We start from the raw sequence: 14,406 nt of genomic DNA on the forward strand, positions 1-14,406 counted from the left end.
GCTCAGCCCACGCGCTCGATCCGGGCCTTGCGGATCAGGAACTTGCCGGGCTCGCGGACCTGCTCGAAGGCCGCGTTGTTGAGCAGGACGCAGCTGCCGGAGACGGAAGTGACCTCGACGGTGGTCGACTTGGCGTTGTCCAGGTTGGTCACCTTCAGCCGGGTGCCGAGCGGGAACTGGTTGCTGGACGCGGCGGGGGCGCCGCCCTCGCCGGAGAGGGTGACGGTGGAACCGGCGCAGACGACGTCACGGGAGCCACCGCCATCGCCATTGCCATCGCCCGCGCCACCGGCGGGCGGTGCGGCGGACACGGGCGGTGCGGCGGACACGGGAGGTGCGGCGGGCACAGTGGGCGCGGCCGTCTGGCCGCCCCCTGCCGAACCACCGGCACACCCCGACGCCGCCTGTTTGCGCCCGATCTCGGCGATCACGGCCTCCCGGTTGGCGATCCGCGCCTGCGACAGGGCGTCCGGGTTGGCGCGCTGGTCCGCGATGAACCGCTCGTTGTTGGCGAGCGCCGTGGCCAGACCGTCGCAGGCGACGGAGGCCTGACTCGTACCGGTCATCACCACGGCCGTCCCCCCGACGAGTACGGTCGCGCCCGCCAGCAGCGCGATCTTCTTCTTCCGGCTGAGCGTTCTCCTGCGTGACACGTGAGGCTCCGTTCGTTTCCTGTCGGTTCCTGTGGCGTCAGATACGAGGCGCGCGCCGGTTCCGCTCAACGCAGGGCGGTGTGCAGTGCGTTACACAGGGCGTCGAGAGCTCCGCCGTACAGCCGCTCGGGCGGCGTCGCGTACCCGACGACCAGCCCGTCCCCCTCCCGCACGCCGCCGCCGCCGACGCCGCCGACACCGCCCGAGCGGGAGACCGCGTCCGGATGCCGGTAACCGCCCAGCCCCTCCACCGCGACCCCGTGCCGTGCCGCCGCCGCGAGCGCCGCGGCCTCCGTCCCCGGTGGCAGCTCCACCACCGCGTGCAGCCCGGCCGCGATCCCCGTCACCCGTACCCCCGGAACGCGTTCGGCGAGGACCGCCACCAGCCGGTCGCGGCGCTCACGGTGGCGCCGGCGCATCCGCCGGACGTGCCGGTCGTACGCGCCGGAGGCGAGGAAGTCGGCGAGCGTGAGCTGCTCGGTGGCGGAGGAGTACGGCTCGCGCTCGCCCTTCGCCGCCAGGACGCCGTCCGTCAGCGCGCCCGGCAGCACCATCCAGCCGATCCGGAGGGTGGGGGAGAGGCTCTTGCTGACGGACCCGATCAGGACCACCCGGTCGGGGGCGAGGCCCTGGAGCGCGCCCACGGGCCGGCGGTCGTAGCGGAACTCCCCGTCGTAGTCGTCCTCCAGGACGAACCCGCCGGTCGCGCGCGCCCAGTCGACGGCGGCCGCGCGCCGCTCGGGGTGCAGCGGCCCGCCGGTCGGGAACTGGTGCGCGGGCGTGAGCAGGACCGCCCGCGGGCCTCGGGGGATCTCGCCCGGCCGCGCCCCGTCCTCGTCGACGGCCACCGGCACGGTACGGATCCCGGCCTCGGCGAGGAGTCCCCGGTGGAAGGGGAGCCCGTACGCCTCCACCGCCCACGGGCCGGGCACGACCCGGGCGAGGAGCCGCAGCGCGTGCGCCGCGCCCGAGCAGACCACGATCCGGTCCTGGCCGGTCCGCACCCCGCGCACCCGCGCCAGATACGCGGCGAGCTCGCGCCGCAGCTCCACCCGGCCCCGTGGATCGCCGATCCCGAAGGCCTCGTGCGGCGCGGCCGTCAGAGCGCGGCGCGCCGAGGCCAGCCAGGCCGTCCGCGGGAAGGCGGCGGGGTCCGGCTTGCCCTGGACCAGGTCGTACGGGAGCGGGCGGGCCGTGTCCCGGGGCGCCCGCTCCGGCTCCGGGGTCGCGACCCGCTCGGCGACCCGCGTCCCCGACCCCTGACGGGAGGTCAGCCACCCCTCGGCGACCAGTTCCGCGTACGCGTCGGCGACCGTGTTGCGGGCGACCCCCAGATCGGCGGCGAGCGAGCGGTACGGCGGCAGTCGCGTCCCCGGGGCCAGCCGCCCGCTCCGTACCGCCTCGCGCAGCGCCCGGATCAGCACGGCGCGCCGGCTGCCCGCCCCGGTCAGCTCCAGATGCAGATCGGCCCCGAGGACCTCGGCGGCGTCGGTCATGCGCCACGCCCCTCGGGGTCGCCGGACGCCGCCAGCACGTCCCGTACTCCGGTGAGGAAACGCCGTACCGCCTCCCGCTCGCCCTCGTCGTACTCCCGCAGCAGCGCCACCGTCCCGTCGATCAGCGGACCGAAGGACGCCCGGCCCAGCTCCTTGGCCCGCTCCTCGACCCGCAGCAGCACGCGGCGCCGGTCACGCTCGTCCCGGACGCGGGCGATGTGGCCGAGCCGTTCGAGGCGGTCGATGACGGCGGTCGTCCCGGCGGAGTTGACGCCGAGCTGCGCGCCGAGCCATCCGGCCGTTGCGTCCGTTCCCGCGCGCTCGGCGTCGAGGAGGCAGATCAGGGCCCGTACGTCCGTGGGGTGCATCCGGTTACGGGCCGCGAACTCGCCCTGCCGCAGGCCGTATTCGACCGTGACCGCGCGCAGCAGATGAAAGATCTGCAGCTCGGAACTCTCCGCCACAGCGTCCAGCCTCCCCTATTATCTCGCTCAACGAGATTATCGCCGAGCGAGTCAATGAACTCCACCGGAAGGCAGAGCCGTCATGTCCCAGGCTTTCCTCGCCGCTTACGACACTGTTCTCGCCAAGTGGCCCGAGGGCACGACCCACTCCGACGTCACCACGCCGCACGGACGCACCCACGTCCACAGCTGCGGCCCGCACGACGCCCCGCCCGTCCTTCTCCTGCCGGGCGGCGGAGCCACCTCGACCGGCTGGTACGGAGCGGCCACCGCACTGGCCCGGACCCACCGCGTCCACGCGGCCGACCTGATCGGCGAACCGGGCCGCAGCGTGCCGGAGCCCGGCCGCCCCCTCCGTACGGCGGACGACCTGACGTCCTGGCTCGACGCGCTGCTGACCGGCCTGAACCTGCCGTCCACGGCCCTCGTCGGCCACTCGTACGGAGCCTGGATCGCCCTCCGGTACGCGCTGCGGGCGCCGGGCCGCGTCGACCGGCTCGTGCTGCTCGACCCGACGAACTGCTTCACCGGCTTCAGCCCGCGCTATGTGCTCCGCGCCCTGCCGATGCTGCTCCGCCCCACTCCGGCCCGGAACCGCTCGTTCCTGGAGTGGGAGACCCGTGGCGCGCCGCTCGACCCCGACTGGCGGGAACTGGACGCGCGCACGGCGGACTTCCCCACCGTGCGCCCGGTCACCGGCCCGCGCCCGACGTCCACGGAGCTGAGCACCCTGAAACCGCCGACGCTGCTCCTCCTCGCCGAGCGGAGCCGGGCCCACGACATCGCCGAGGTGGCGGCACGGGCACGGGTGACGGTCCCCGGCGTGGAGACGCACACGCTGCCCGGGGCCACCCACCACACGCTGCCGGCGGGATCCCCGGCGGAGACGTACGACCACATCGCGCGCTTCCTGGCGTCAGCGTGACAACGCGTCCCTCACGGCCTCCTCGCTCCGCCCCACCACGGCCGTACCGTCGTCGGCGGTGATGATCGGCCGCTGGATCAGCTTCGGATGCGCGGCCAGCGCCTCCACCCAACGGTCCCGGCTCGCCTCGTCCCTGGGCCAGTCCTTCAGCCCCAGCTCCTTGGCGACGGCCTCCTGCGTCCGCGTGATGTCCCACGGCTCAAGACCGAGCCGCTCCAGTACGGCCCGGATCTCGTCCGGACTCGGCACGTCCTCCAGGTAGCGGCGGACGGTGTAGTCGGCGCCCTCCGCGTCCAGCAGACCGATCGCGCTACGGCACTTGGAACACGCGGGATTGATCCAGATCTCCATGCGCCCCACGGTACCCCTCAAACGCCCTCTGGCCAGGGGCGATTGTCAGTGGGGGGCAGTAAAATCGTGGGTGAAGGTGAGGGTCCCGGGGAGGGCCCGCACCCACCGTTCGTCAGGAGGTCGCCCATGGCCGTCGCCATGATCCGGACACCGTCCATCGAACCCTGGAAGCCCCTTCGGAAGCAGCCGCTCCCCGCGGGCCGCCCCCGCGAGTGGTACATCACCCACAACCGCCGCCTGAAGGCCATGCGCCTCGCGATCGCCCTGCTCGACGCGGGTGTCCACGACCCGGCGAAGGCCGGCAACGCGAAGATACGCACCACGGCCGAACTCCTCGGCATCCACCCGCCCTCCGACACCACCTGCCGCATGGTCCGCGCCCTGATCCGCTACGGCCGCTGACCCGACCCGAGCTCACCCACGAAAGGGCCGCCGCCCCCGGAACCCCGGGGCGGCGGCCCGCTTCGTCGGCCGGTCAGCCCTCGCCTCGCCCTGCTTCGGGTTCTTCGGATGGATGACTTCCCCTCCTGCCGGGGTCGGCGGCGCTCGCCGAGCGGTCCCGTGGGCCGGTATCGGTACCACCGCTCAGTTCCTGCCGTACCTGCCGCCACGCGCGGATGATCTGTGGCAGCCTCGACAGCACCTCGCTGACCTGCGTCAGCAGGAGCGTGACGCAGCCGAACGCGGCGAGGATGACCAAGGTCACGTCGTCCCACTTCACAGCACCGCCTCCTCAGCAGGTCCGCGGTAGGGCCGCGGGGCTCCTGGGCGATGGAACTGCCCGAGTGCCGGCGCGCCGTCACGTGAAACGGCGCCGAACGCGCGGGCCAGGGCTCTGTCCGTACTTCTGGGCATGTCGACACCTCGCGCCACCCCGGCCGGCACCTCGGGTCGCATGGCTGCTGAACCCACTGACGTTGGTGTGCGGAGCTGGGCGAACCACGCCCATGTGCGGCGTCCTCGGATGCCGGGGTCCGTAGGAAGACGCCGCCCGCCGACTACGACGGGCAGTGGTCCGCCGAGGCGGTGTTCGGCATGATGATCAACCCGTTCAACGCCATCGAGATCGACCCCTCGCTTGCGGTGCCGCACGAGCCGGTGGTCTCCGAGGACGAATGGGTGCAGGTCGGTGTCCGCCTCATCGAGGAGCACGGTGCCGAGCTCGCCCTGCGCGCCCTCCTGCGGACCCTGAAGGGCGACTACGTCGGTGCCGAGCAGGGCAGCCCCTTCGGCTACCACTACCCGGACCAGGCGGCGGTGGACGCGCACACGGCCTTCCTCCACGGCTGCGACCGGATCCTCCGGCGCCTGGCGGTCGAGCCGAACCTCCTCCAGCGGTCGATCAGCGCCATGCACGCCGACGAGACCATGGACCGCGAGGACCGCATCGAGATGCTGCGCGCCGAATCGGACGCGTCCCTGATGCGGGAGATCATGACCGCGACCCCGGAGACCTGGCACGAACTCTCCGAGGAGGCCACCATCAGATCTTCGGCTATCTCATCAAGGAGATCGGCCCGGTGGGGAGATTCGGGCTTCCACCGGACCAGCGGTTCCACATCACCTGGCGCATCCCCGAGCCGCCCACGGCGTAGCTTCGCTCGGGGACGCCCCGGTCGAGCGACGGCGTATCAGCGGTCCGCACACAGTCCGCACGAGCCGACGAGGGCCGCTACCCCGACCATGGGGTAGCGGCCCTCGCAGCGTTTCTGGCATCACGTCAGGGAGTTGGCCGGGCGGTGCACACGCGGTGCGCTTCCACCCAGGCCACCCGACCCCGACTCTTAGATGTCGAAGTACAGCACGAACAGTGCCCTGACCTACGGCGGAGTCTCCCTCTGAAGATCATCTTGCGCAAATGTTGCACACGGTGCGGGGGTGGGCGCAGTACCCCCCGCAGTGACGGCGGCGCGGCGGATGTGCGAGATACCGGGAGTCGGCGGCTCAAGCCACTCTCCGTGACTCTGTGGTTTCGGTCAGTGGGTGTGCCTGTGCGGGCTGATTCTCGGTGGAGGATGCGACGGAGTGGGTATCGGCGTAAGGTGGGTAGTGCCCACTTGTAGGCATTGATTGAAAAGGGGCACAGTCGCATGATCAGGGAAGCACGGGGTGATGCCCCCGTGAGGGAGCGAGAGGTCGTTGGCGAGGTCGAAGCTGACGCCCGCAACCGGCTGCCGCTCACACGAGCCGGAGTCCGACCGGGTATCCGCTACCGCGTCGAGGTCGACGTGGACGGAGTCGTCGTACTGACCCCGGTCATCTCCATCCCCAAGCGGGAGCTTCCCGTCTGGACTGACCCCGAACTGCGCGAGCGTCTCGATGATGGCCTGGCGGCCATCGAGACGGGCGAGCGCGGCAAGGACCGTGGTGACTTCACCCAGTACCTCGACGACGAGGACGATGAGTGACTGTCTTCCGGATCCGCTTCATGTCGGCCGCCGACAGCACGATGGACGATCTCGAAAATGGCGTCCCCGGCACGGCTAAGCGGCTCAAGCAGGTGCGTAAAGCACTCGCGTTCCTGTCCGTGGATCCGCGCCATCCCTCGCTCAGCAGCCACGAGTACGAGTCCTACCCCGGCTATGCCCGAGGGACGAAGGTGTGGGACTCATACGTCAGCACCGGCGCTGACGCGTGGCGGATCTACTGGGTTTACGGGCCCAACGAGAAGGGCGACGAAGGAACCGAAATTCCGGTGATCACCATCCTGGAGATCGGCCCGCACCGGTAACGTCGAAGCCCCGCCCTCTGGGGCGGGGCTTCGACGCATGGGGATCTACTGCTCTCCGTAGCACTGCGCTTGGTCGAACCAATTGTCGTGAGTGGCGTCACAGACCGGTTGTGCCACCGGGCGTCTTCCTCCTCCTGGCTGGGTTCGGAGTCGCCGCCGAGGAGCCCCACCAAGAGGAAGAATGGCGACCAGGATTCCACGGCCTATGGCGCAGCCGGACGGCTTGGAAGCGGCATGGCCGGGTGCCCCGTTGCTCATCCGCTCTCCCTACTCGCAGGCCACGCCGTCGCCGTCGCGGTCGAGGTGGCTGCCGAAGCCGGGATCGCCCCGGCGGATGGGGGCAGCGCCGGCGGCGCGGACCGCCGTGCAGTTCTTGTAGTAGACGCTGCCGCTTCCACCCGAACCGCCGGTCGAAGAGGAGCCGCCGGAGTTAGAGGTGCCGTCATCCCCGGTGCTGGGCACGTCGGGGTCGGGGTGCAGCTCGGTGTATGGGGTCTTGGGACACGCGGTGCTCGGTGACGTGAGCTTGAGGCGCACAGTTTTGTACTGCGGCGACTGGAGCTCCGTGGCCGCCTCGGGCTCTTGGAAGCAGACCTTCCAGTCGTTCACTGCGCCGGGCAACGTGACGTCGGTGTAGGCACTGTCCGGCTCGATCCCCTTGAACCCGATCGGTTTCAGCGCCTCGGACACCTTCTCGAACGTCATGCCGATGACGCTGGGCATCTTCGGCCATGGGATCTTCTCGCCGTCCTTCGCCGGGCAGGGCGCCTCGTTGCGGACCACACCGAAGTCCAGGGTGGGCTTCTTGCCGACCTGCCTGTCGGCCGGCATCTGGAAACACACCTTCCAGTTGTCGTCATCCCACTGCCCTGCGTTGTCGTCCGAGGCGTCGTGCGAGATGGCGTTGTATCCGGTGTCGTAGGCGGCAGCCTTGGCTTCCTTGAGGTTTTTTCCCACGAAGTTGGGCGGTCCGCTCGGTGTCGGGCTCGCAGACGGAGTGGTCGTCGCGGCGGCCTTCGGCTTGGCGTCGTCCTTTGGATCCTTCGGCGGGTCGCCGAGAAAGGGAGTCAGGAACCAGAGGCTGGCGAGCACGGTGGCAACGATCTTCTTCGCCTGACTCCAGCGGCTGAGCCATGCGAGGGCTATACCGCCGGGCGGGAAGACGACCAAGGCCGTGATGATGAGCGCCGGGTGCTGCCACCACCGCCGGGCGGGCGTAGGAGGCTGGGGCGGGTACGGCTGGTGGCTGTACGGCGCGGACCACTGGGGTTGGCCGTAGCCGGGCGGCGGCGGTTGTGTCATCGAGTCTCTCCATGAGCAGGGAAGCGAGCGGCGCTCAACTTACACAGGTCGATCACACTCTCTCCGCTCATGCGTGGATTGAGACATGGCCGCCTGCACGGGCACTGCCCACTCAGTACGCACCCGCCTGGCAACGGGTCTGGCGCAGTCCGTAACAGCGGGGGCCTCCCCCGGCCAATGCAGTTGCCTTGGCGTTGCGTCCGGTTCCAACGCTGAGCGACCCTGATCGCCTGACGGATGCTGAGTATCCGTACTCATGCCCTGCTGCATACGTGTGGGGCAGGCTGAGCGTCATGCATGAGACGGGCACGACGGGGGACGGTGTCGGCTGGTACCAGCGTGTGCGCCGCGCTGACGCCCTGGTGGCGGTGTTGGTCGGGGTGGGGGACCTCCTGCTGTGCGGGGTGCTCTACATGATGGTCATCGCTTCGGGGATCACCTTTGGTGCGCCGGATGCAACCCAGCAGGCAGAGATGGACGCCACCAAGCAGCTGACCGAGCGGCTCTACTTCGGCTGGCTTGCTGGCGGGCTGCTGTTGTTCGGCCTGTTCCGTCTGCCTCGTTCAGTTCTCACCCACCTGGTGTGCATGGTCGTACCCCCGGCCGTGCTCCTCGCCTACCTCGCGGCGGCCGGGTGACGAGCGCCCTGCAGGGGGCTGGGCCGTGGAGGTTGCCGGGCTGTGAGCCACACCGCCGGCGAACCGTAGGGGCAGCCGCAGCTCTTAGGGCGGCGCGAGGGCCTGCTTTCCCTTGAGTACCGGCCGTCCAGCCCGGCGGTTGCTCTTCGGCTTCGTGGTCTGGTTGTGGGCCCAGCGGCCAGGCTGCACCGTGTCTCGTCTGGCTCGCGTCCTCAGTACCGGCCATCGGTTCGGCTTCTTGATCGCGCGTGGGCAGTCCCGGTGCGCCGGGCCGGAAGAAGGCGACTGCGTGCCTCCCGCCCGGCCTCGGTGAAGGAGAGGGCGAGCTTGGCGGTGGTCGCTCCGAGCTGGGAAGGGATGCTGCGGCGGACGATGCGGACGCACTTCAAGTAGGAGACACGGTCCTCAAAGTCCACTGCTGGGCGGGCAAGGGCGGCTGTGTGGGCGAACTGGCGGATCGCATGGTGAACCGCGAGGTAGGCCCACAATTCCTGCCGGACGCCCTCCGGTGTCCGCGACCTGATCGGGCCGCCTGGCCCGAGGTGGTTCTTGATCTCGTCGAAGGCGAGCTCGACCTCCCAGCGTTCCCGGTAGAGCGCGACCAGCTCGGCGGCCGGGTACTGCTCGGGGTCCAGCAGCGTCGTGCCCAGGTAGGCGACCTTGTCGCCCTTGGCGAAGGTGACGACCCGGTAGATCACGTGCTTGGGCAGCGTTCGGCCCTCTCGCGCGGCTCGGAGCCGGACCTCCTTGCCCGGTCGCGCCATCGACAGGTACGAGCCATCCGGAAGTTGTTCCTGAGCGGTGCCGAGATGGTTGGACTGGAGCCTGACCAGCAGATCCGCGCCCGCCGCGGTGAAGACGTGAGCGAACTCGACCGACCAGAAGCCGCGGTCGGCGATGACAAGGTCCCCGGTGCCCGTGGAGCCGGCCAGCGGGTAGGCGAGGCTGCGCTCGCCGTCGCGATAGCCGCCGAGGCGGGCATCGAGGACTCCGTGCGTTCCGATCTCGGCGAGGATCACCGCCCTGACCTGAGGGAACCCGAAGGGAACGCCGCCAGTAGCGGAGGGGCCGTCGAAGGTGTCGCCGTTGCTAGTCGAATCCGGAAGGTCGAACTGCGTGCCGTCCAAGGCGAGGAGCCGCAGCCCTCGCCACCACGCGCCAGGTGTATCCGGGGTGGCGAGCGGGCCAGCCACCTGCCGGAACACGGTCTCCAGCACGTCCTGCCCGAGCCGAGCGCGAGCCCGGCACAACGACGACCGGTTCACCCGCGCGAGAGCCCTGCTGGCCGGGATGCCGCTGGTCAGTACGCGTAACACCTCCTCATACGACTCCCGGGCGAAGAGACACAGGGCCAGGACGAAGTACACGACCAGCCGCGCGGCAAGGAGGCGACGGCGCCGCTCGCCACGGTCGTGCTTGGCTATCGCCGCGTCCACCAGCTCGGCGGTGAACACCTTCGTCAGGATCCCGATCCGCACCCGCTGGCCCGCACCCCACCCCGTCACACGCGGGGCAACGATCTCCTCAGCTCAAAGGCAACTGCATTGGCCTCCCCCGGCCCCTGGCCGACCGCACGGTGCAGGCGCTTCTAGCCGGTCGGGGCAGGGTTGTTGTCGGGCCGTTGCGTACCGTGACGGCATGTCAACGTTCGAGCGGCCGGAACGGCTGAAGACGCCGAAGTACCTCGTCGCTGCGACCTACCGCATGCTGGGCACACGCTGCCTCCGATGCGATCTTGATCGCCCGTTGGAGGTGGCACACATAGTGGACTGGCCGAGCTGCTTCGCGTCCGCTGGCGAGGAGATCGACGGGCTAGCCCCGCCGGAGGCATGGCACTACGCGGAAGCCATCAGCCGCTTCCACGACCTCGGTAACGTGCTCCCGCTGTGCTGCAACTGCCACACGCTCTATGACGGCAAGCAGTACACAGACGTCACGGAATCCGAGATCAGGGGCTACCGGGACGCGGCTGTACGGAAGCCGGAGGCGCTATCACGACTGATCGACTTCGTCGGCACCGAGCTTAGGGGACGGCCGGGCCGATGCATTCACAAGGTCGGGAGCAGGCGAGAGCACACTCACACGGCCGACCCCGTGGCGTGCAGCTGGCCGCTGACATGGATCTCGCAGGGTTACGAGCTGGGTCTCGTCGCCGAAGATCCGAACCTGATCGTGATGTCCGCCGAATGCGGATTCCACTACCACGTTCCCCTGACCACGACAGAGATCAGGATGTGCTCCGGCGAACTCAGCGAGTGCGGTCGAGGTGGACGAGTTTGGAAGCGACGGCGAACAGGTCGGAGATCCCTCGCGTAAATGAGCCCCTGCCGTGGCGCTCATGGCAGGGGTTTTCGTTATGGGTGCGTGATCAGGTGTGCTTCTTTTCTGACGGGTACTGTCTGACCTGGACCTTTCGGGGCAAAGGCTGAGCCCCCGTCACTCTCTGTAAAGAGTGACGGGGGCTCGACTTTGTGAAGATTCTTTCTGGCGCTACGCCAGTTGATCAAGGTCGGAATGCGCCTGTGTTGCACATGAGGCTACCGACTGTCGACCAATGCCCACGGCTGTCGCCGGGGGTTTCCGTAGGTCAGCGGGCAAGTCTGGCGATCACCGATGCAGGTCTGATTGTGCCGGTTTGCCCAATGTTCTAGATGTCGAAGTACAGCTCGAACTCGTGCGGGTGCGGGCGCAGCTGGATCGGGGCGATCTCGTTCGTGCGCTTGTAGTCGATCCAGGTCTCGATCAGGTCGGAGGTGAAGACACCGCCGGCCTGCAGGTACTCGTTGTCCGCCTCGAGGGCGTCGAGGACCGCCGGGAGGGAGGTCGGGACCTGGGCGACGCCCGCGTGCTCCTCCGGGGCCAGCTCGTAGAGGTCCTTGTCGATCGGCTCGGCCGGCTCGATCTTGTTCTTGATGCCGTCGAGGCCCGCGAGGAGCAGCGCCGAGAAGGCGAGGTACGGGTTCGAGGACGGGTCCGGGGCGCGGAACTCGACGCGCTTGGCCTTCGGGTTCGAGCCCGTGATCGGGATACGCATGGCCGCGGAGCGGTTGCGCTGCGAGTAGACCAGGTTGACCGGGGCCTCGAAGCCGGGGACCAGGCGGTGGTACGAGTTCACCGTCGGGTTGGTGAAGGCCAGCAGCGACGGGGCGTGCTTCAGGATGCCGCCGATGTAGTAGCGGGCGGTGTCCGACAGGCCCGCGTAGCCCTGCTCGTCGTAGAAGAGCGGCTCGCCGCCCGCCCACAGGGACTGGTGGACGTGCATGCCCGAGCCGTTGTCGCCGAAGATCGGCTTCGGCATGAAGGTCGCGGTCTTGCCGTTGCGCCAGGCGACGTTCTTCACGATGTACTTGAAGAGCATCAGGTCGTCGGCCGCGGCCAGCAGCGTGTTGAACTTGTAGTTGATCTCGGCCTGGCCGGCGGTGCCGACCTCGTGGTGCTGGCGCTCGACCTGCAGGCCGACGTTCTCCAGCTCCAGGGAGATCTCCGCACGCAGGTCGGCGAAGTGGTCCACCGGCGGGGCCGGGAAGTAGCCGCCCTTGTAGCGGACCTTGTAACCGCGGTTGTCCTCGAGCGCACCCGTGTTCCAGGCGCCGGCCTCGGAGTCGATGTGGTAGAAGCCCTGGTTCGCCGAGGTCTCGAAGCGCACCGAGTCGAAGACGTAGAACTCGGCCTCGGGGCCGAAGAACGCGGTGTCCGCGATGCCGGTGGAGGCCAGGTACGCCTCGGCCTTCTTCGCGATGTTCCGCGGGTCACGGCTGTACTGCTCGCCCGTGATCGGGTCGTGGATGAAGAAGTTGATGTTCAGCGTCTTGTCACGGCGGAACGGGTCCAGGCGGGCCGTCGACAGGTCGGCGCGCAGCGCCATGTCGGACTCGTGGATGGCCTGGAAGCCGCGGATCGACGAACCGTCGAAGGCGAGCTCCTCGGACGGGTCGAACGCCGTCGCCGGGATCGTGAAGTGCTGCATCACTCCCGGAAGGTCACAGAAACGGACGTCGACCATCTTGACGTCGTTGTCCTTGATGAACTTCTTGGCCTCGTCGGCGTTCTGGAACATCCAACTCCTCCTACTCCCGGCCCGGGGAGGGGCGGGGTTGCAGCTCGGGTCGTGCGGCCAGTGCGGTGGCACACGCTGGACCCGACCATAGGCAGGCGGGATTTCTCAAGCATGACCCATTTGTTTCACCCAAGTTAACCGGCTCGGGTGTGCGCGGCATCGCGGGACGCCGTCACCCACCCAGGCCGAAGTGATCAAAAACGGGCACAGTACCGTGGACGCGTGGACAACAGGCAAGCAATGGGATCGTGGCTCTCGGGACCCCGCGCGGCGGCCGAGGACGCAGGCGTCGACTTCGGTTACCGGGGGGAGCAGCTCGGCCTTCCCGAGGAGGGGCCCGGCTCGATCGCCCGCCCCGGGCGGCGGATCGGCGCCCTCGTCGTCGACTGGGCCCTCTGCATGCTGATCGCATACGGCCTCGTCACCGACGGCTACAGCCAGGCGACCGGCAACTGGGCCCTCGGCATCCTGCTGGTCATGAGCATCCTCACGGTCGGCACCATCGGCTCGACCCCCGGCAAGCGCCTCTTCGGCCTCCGGGTGGTCTCGGAGCGCGGCGGCCGGCTCGGCGTCCTGCGCGTCGCCCTGCGGAGCCTCCTCGTCTGCCTCGCCGTCCCGGCCCTCATCTGGGACCGCGACGGCCGCGGCCTCCACGACCGCCTCTCCGGCGCCGTACAGGTCCGCATCTAGCCGCGCCCCCCAAAGACAGCCGCAAGGACAGCCGCAAGGACAGCCGCAAGGACAGCCGCAAAGACAACGACAGCGCCCCGGAGCCGACGGCTCCGGGGCGCTCTCGTTCGTATCGGGGTGCTCAGCGCGTCTTTCCGCCGCGCGGCATCCGCATGCCCTTCGGCATCGGACCCTTCGGCACCGGCATGTTGCTCATCAGGTCGCCCATCGCGCGCAGCCGGTCGTTGGCCGCCGTCACCTGCGGGCCGGAGAGCACCCGCGGGAGCTTCAGCATCTTCGTGCGGACCTGCTTCAGCGGCACCTGACCCTCGCCGTTGCCGACGATGATGTCGGTCACCGGGACGTCCACGACGATCCGGGCCATCTTCTTCTTCTCGGCCGCGAGCAGCGGCTTGAGCCGGTTCGGGTTGCCCTCCGCGACCAGCACGATGCCCGCCCGGCCGACCGCGCGGTGCACGACGTCCTGGCTGCGGTTCATCGCCACCGCCGGGGTGGTCGTCCAGCCGCGCCCGATGTTCTGCAGGACAGCGGCCGCCGCGCCCGGCTGGCCTTCCATCTGGCCGAAGGCCGCGCGCTCGGCGCGTCGTCCGAAGACGATCGCCATCGCGAGCAGCGCCAGGATGAATCCCAGGATGCCCAGGTAGACCGGGTGACCGATCACGAAGCCGATCGCGAGGAGGACACCGAGTACGACGATGCCCACGCCCGCGACGACAAGCCCGACCTTCGGGTCGGCCTTTCGGGTCATCTTGTACGTGAGGGCGATCTGCTTCAGTCGCCCCTGGTTCGCAGCGTCTCCGCTGCCCGTGTTTGCCTTCCTCGCCATGTCCTGAAGTTTACGTGGCCCGGGAAGCGTGGCCAGCCACGGCCTCCATCACATGCTGAGCCTCGACCCGGTCCTTGGCCCGGCGGCGGTCCTCCAGGACGGAGGTCCAGGCGTTGCGGCGGGCGGTCCGCTGGCCGCCGGCCAGCAGCAGCGCCTCGACGGCCTTCAGGGCGTCGGTGACGGACGGGATCGCGGTGGCGCGGACATGGGTCGCGGCCTGCATCTCGGGGTCCTCCCTCAAGCATGGATGAGATGAGGTGGGGGGTTGAGCGG

18 protein-coding genes are annotated in these 14,406 nt (G+C 69.4%); 8 read left to right on the plus strand and 10 right to left on the minus strand.

What is annotated here, in order from left to right:
* Positions 1-2 precede the first annotated feature (2 nt).
* From FDM97_RS08635 to FDM97_RS08645, 3 genes are all read right to left on the minus strand, one after another.
* On the minus strand, positions 3-653 hold the full coding sequence (locus tag FDM97_RS08635) for an RlpA-like double-psi beta-barrel domain-containing protein (RefSeq protein WP_137989716.1): 651 nt from the start codon (positions 651-653) through the stop codon (positions 3-5).
* Positions 654-718: 65 nt separating this feature from the next.
* Complete coding sequence (pdxR, locus tag FDM97_RS08640; protein WP_137989719.1) at positions 719-2,149, minus strand: MocR-like pyridoxine biosynthesis transcription factor PdxR; 1,431 nt, start codon at positions 2,147-2,149, stop codon at positions 719-721.
* Positions 2,146-2,613 (minus strand): MarR family transcriptional regulator, encoded by a 468-nt coding sequence (locus FDM97_RS08645; protein WP_254705537.1) that lies wholly within the window; start codon positions 2,611-2,613, stop codon positions 2,146-2,148. The genes pdxR and FDM97_RS08645 overlap by 4 nt, the downstream gene beginning before the upstream one ends.
* Positions 2,614-2,695: 82 nt before the next feature.
* On the opposite strand from FDM97_RS08645, the gene FDM97_RS08650 reads away from it, so the two are divergent.
* Positions 2,696-3,538, plus strand: a complete 843-nt coding sequence (locus tag FDM97_RS08650; protein WP_137989722.1) for an alpha/beta fold hydrolase — start codon at positions 2,696-2,698, stop codon at positions 3,536-3,538.
* Here FDM97_RS08650 and FDM97_RS08655 read toward each other — a convergent pair.
* Complete coding sequence (locus FDM97_RS08655) at positions 3,530-3,889, minus strand: arsenate reductase family protein (protein ID WP_137989725.1); 360 nt, start codon at positions 3,887-3,889, stop codon at positions 3,530-3,532. The two genes, FDM97_RS08650 and FDM97_RS08655, sit on opposite strands and share 9 nt — an antisense overlap.
* Positions 3,890-4,015: 126 nt before the next feature.
* On the opposite strand from FDM97_RS08655, the gene FDM97_RS08660 reads away from it, so the two are divergent.
* A complete protein-coding gene (locus FDM97_RS08660; protein ID WP_137989728.1) occupies positions 4,016-4,291 on the plus strand; it encodes a hypothetical protein in 276 nt (91 codons plus the stop codon).
* Between the two features lie 73 nt (positions 4,292-4,364).
* Here FDM97_RS08660 and FDM97_RS08665 read toward each other — a convergent pair whose 3' ends face one another.
* On the minus strand, positions 4,365-4,610 hold the full coding sequence (locus tag FDM97_RS08665; protein ID WP_137989736.1) for a hypothetical protein: 246 nt from the start codon (positions 4,608-4,610) through the stop codon (positions 4,365-4,367).
* A 314-nt stretch (positions 4,611-4,924) separates the two neighbouring features.
* Here FDM97_RS08665 and FDM97_RS08670 point away from each other — a divergent pair, with 314 nt between their 5' ends.
* The 3 genes from FDM97_RS08670 to FDM97_RS08680 all read left to right on the plus strand — a co-directional run bounded on the left by FDM97_RS08670 (position 4,925) and on the right by FDM97_RS08680 (position 6,620).
* On the plus strand, positions 4,925-5,581 hold the full coding sequence (locus FDM97_RS08670) for a hypothetical protein (RefSeq protein WP_254705538.1): 657 nt from the start codon (positions 4,925-4,927) through the stop codon (positions 5,579-5,581).
* Positions 5,582-6,009: 428 nt separating this feature from the next.
* Positions 6,010-6,297, plus strand: coding sequence for a hypothetical protein (locus tag FDM97_RS08675; protein WP_254705539.1), 288 nt, complete (start codon positions 6,010-6,012; stop codon positions 6,295-6,297).
* Positions 6,294-6,620: a hypothetical protein gene (locus tag FDM97_RS08680; RefSeq protein ID WP_254705540.1), complete on the plus strand. Its 327-nt coding sequence runs from the start codon at positions 6,294-6,296 to the stop codon at positions 6,618-6,620. Before FDM97_RS08675 ends, FDM97_RS08680 begins: the two co-directional genes overlap by 4 nt.
* Before the next feature lie 267 nt (positions 6,621-6,887).
* Here the strand turns inward: FDM97_RS08680 and FDM97_RS37070 are convergent, their stop codons facing one another.
* Positions 6,888-7,790 carry an excalibur calcium-binding domain-containing protein gene (locus FDM97_RS37070; RefSeq protein WP_432816203.1) on the minus strand — a complete coding sequence of 301 codons (903 nt, stop codon included), beginning with the start codon at positions 7,788-7,790 and terminating at the stop codon, positions 6,888-6,890.
* 425 nt (positions 7,791-8,215) lie between these two features.
* Here FDM97_RS37070 and FDM97_RS08690 point away from each other — a divergent pair, with 425 nt between their 5' ends.
* The gene (locus FDM97_RS08690; protein WP_137989740.1) at positions 8,216-8,560 is read left to right on the plus strand and encodes a hypothetical protein; all 345 of its coding nucleotides are present in this window, start codon (positions 8,216-8,218) and stop codon (positions 8,558-8,560) included.
* Positions 8,561-8,772: 212 nt separating this feature from the next.
* Here FDM97_RS08690 and FDM97_RS08695 read toward each other — a convergent pair whose 3' ends face one another.
* Positions 8,773-10,038, minus strand: coding sequence for an IS4 family transposase (locus FDM97_RS08695; RefSeq protein ID WP_175439068.1), 1,266 nt, complete (start codon positions 10,036-10,038; stop codon positions 8,773-8,775).
* A 160-nt stretch (positions 10,039-10,198) separates the two neighbouring features.
* Between FDM97_RS08695 and FDM97_RS08700 the strand changes: the two genes are divergently transcribed.
* Complete coding sequence (locus tag FDM97_RS08700) at positions 10,199-10,876, plus strand: HNH endonuclease signature motif containing protein (RefSeq protein WP_137989746.1); 678 nt, start codon at positions 10,199-10,201, stop codon at positions 10,874-10,876.
* 331 nt (positions 10,877-11,207) lie between these two features.
* On the opposite strand, the gene glnA is transcribed toward FDM97_RS08700, so the two are convergent.
* On the minus strand, positions 11,208-12,617 hold the full coding sequence (gene glnA, locus FDM97_RS08705) for a type I glutamate--ammonia ligase (protein ID WP_137989749.1): 1,410 nt from the start codon (positions 12,615-12,617) through the stop codon (positions 11,208-11,210).
* Between the two features lie 222 nt (positions 12,618-12,839).
* On the opposite strand from glnA, the gene FDM97_RS08710 reads away from it, so the two are divergent.
* Positions 12,840-13,307, plus strand: a complete 468-nt coding sequence (locus tag FDM97_RS08710; protein WP_137989752.1) for an RDD family protein — start codon at positions 12,840-12,842, stop codon at positions 13,305-13,307.
* Between the two features lie 121 nt (positions 13,308-13,428).
* On the opposite strand, the gene FDM97_RS08715 is transcribed toward FDM97_RS08710, so the two are convergent.
* Both FDM97_RS08715 and FDM97_RS08720 read right to left on the minus strand, forming a co-directional pair.
* Positions 13,429-14,133 (minus strand): DUF4191 domain-containing protein, encoded by a 705-nt coding sequence (locus tag FDM97_RS08715; protein ID WP_137989755.1) that lies wholly within the window; start codon positions 14,131-14,133, stop codon positions 13,429-13,431.
* A 10-nt stretch (positions 14,134-14,143) separates the two neighbouring features.
* Positions 14,144-14,356: an SCO2195 family GlnR-regulated protein gene (locus FDM97_RS08720; protein WP_137994733.1), complete on the minus strand. Its 213-nt coding sequence runs from the start codon at positions 14,354-14,356 to the stop codon at positions 14,144-14,146.
* Positions 14,357-14,406: the final 50 nt, after the last annotated feature.

Source organism: Streptomyces vilmorinianum (genome assembly GCF_005517195.1).
In the GTDB taxonomy this organism is placed as follows: domain Bacteria; phylum Actinomycetota; class Actinomycetes; order Streptomycetales; family Streptomycetaceae; genus Streptomyces; species Streptomyces vilmorinianum.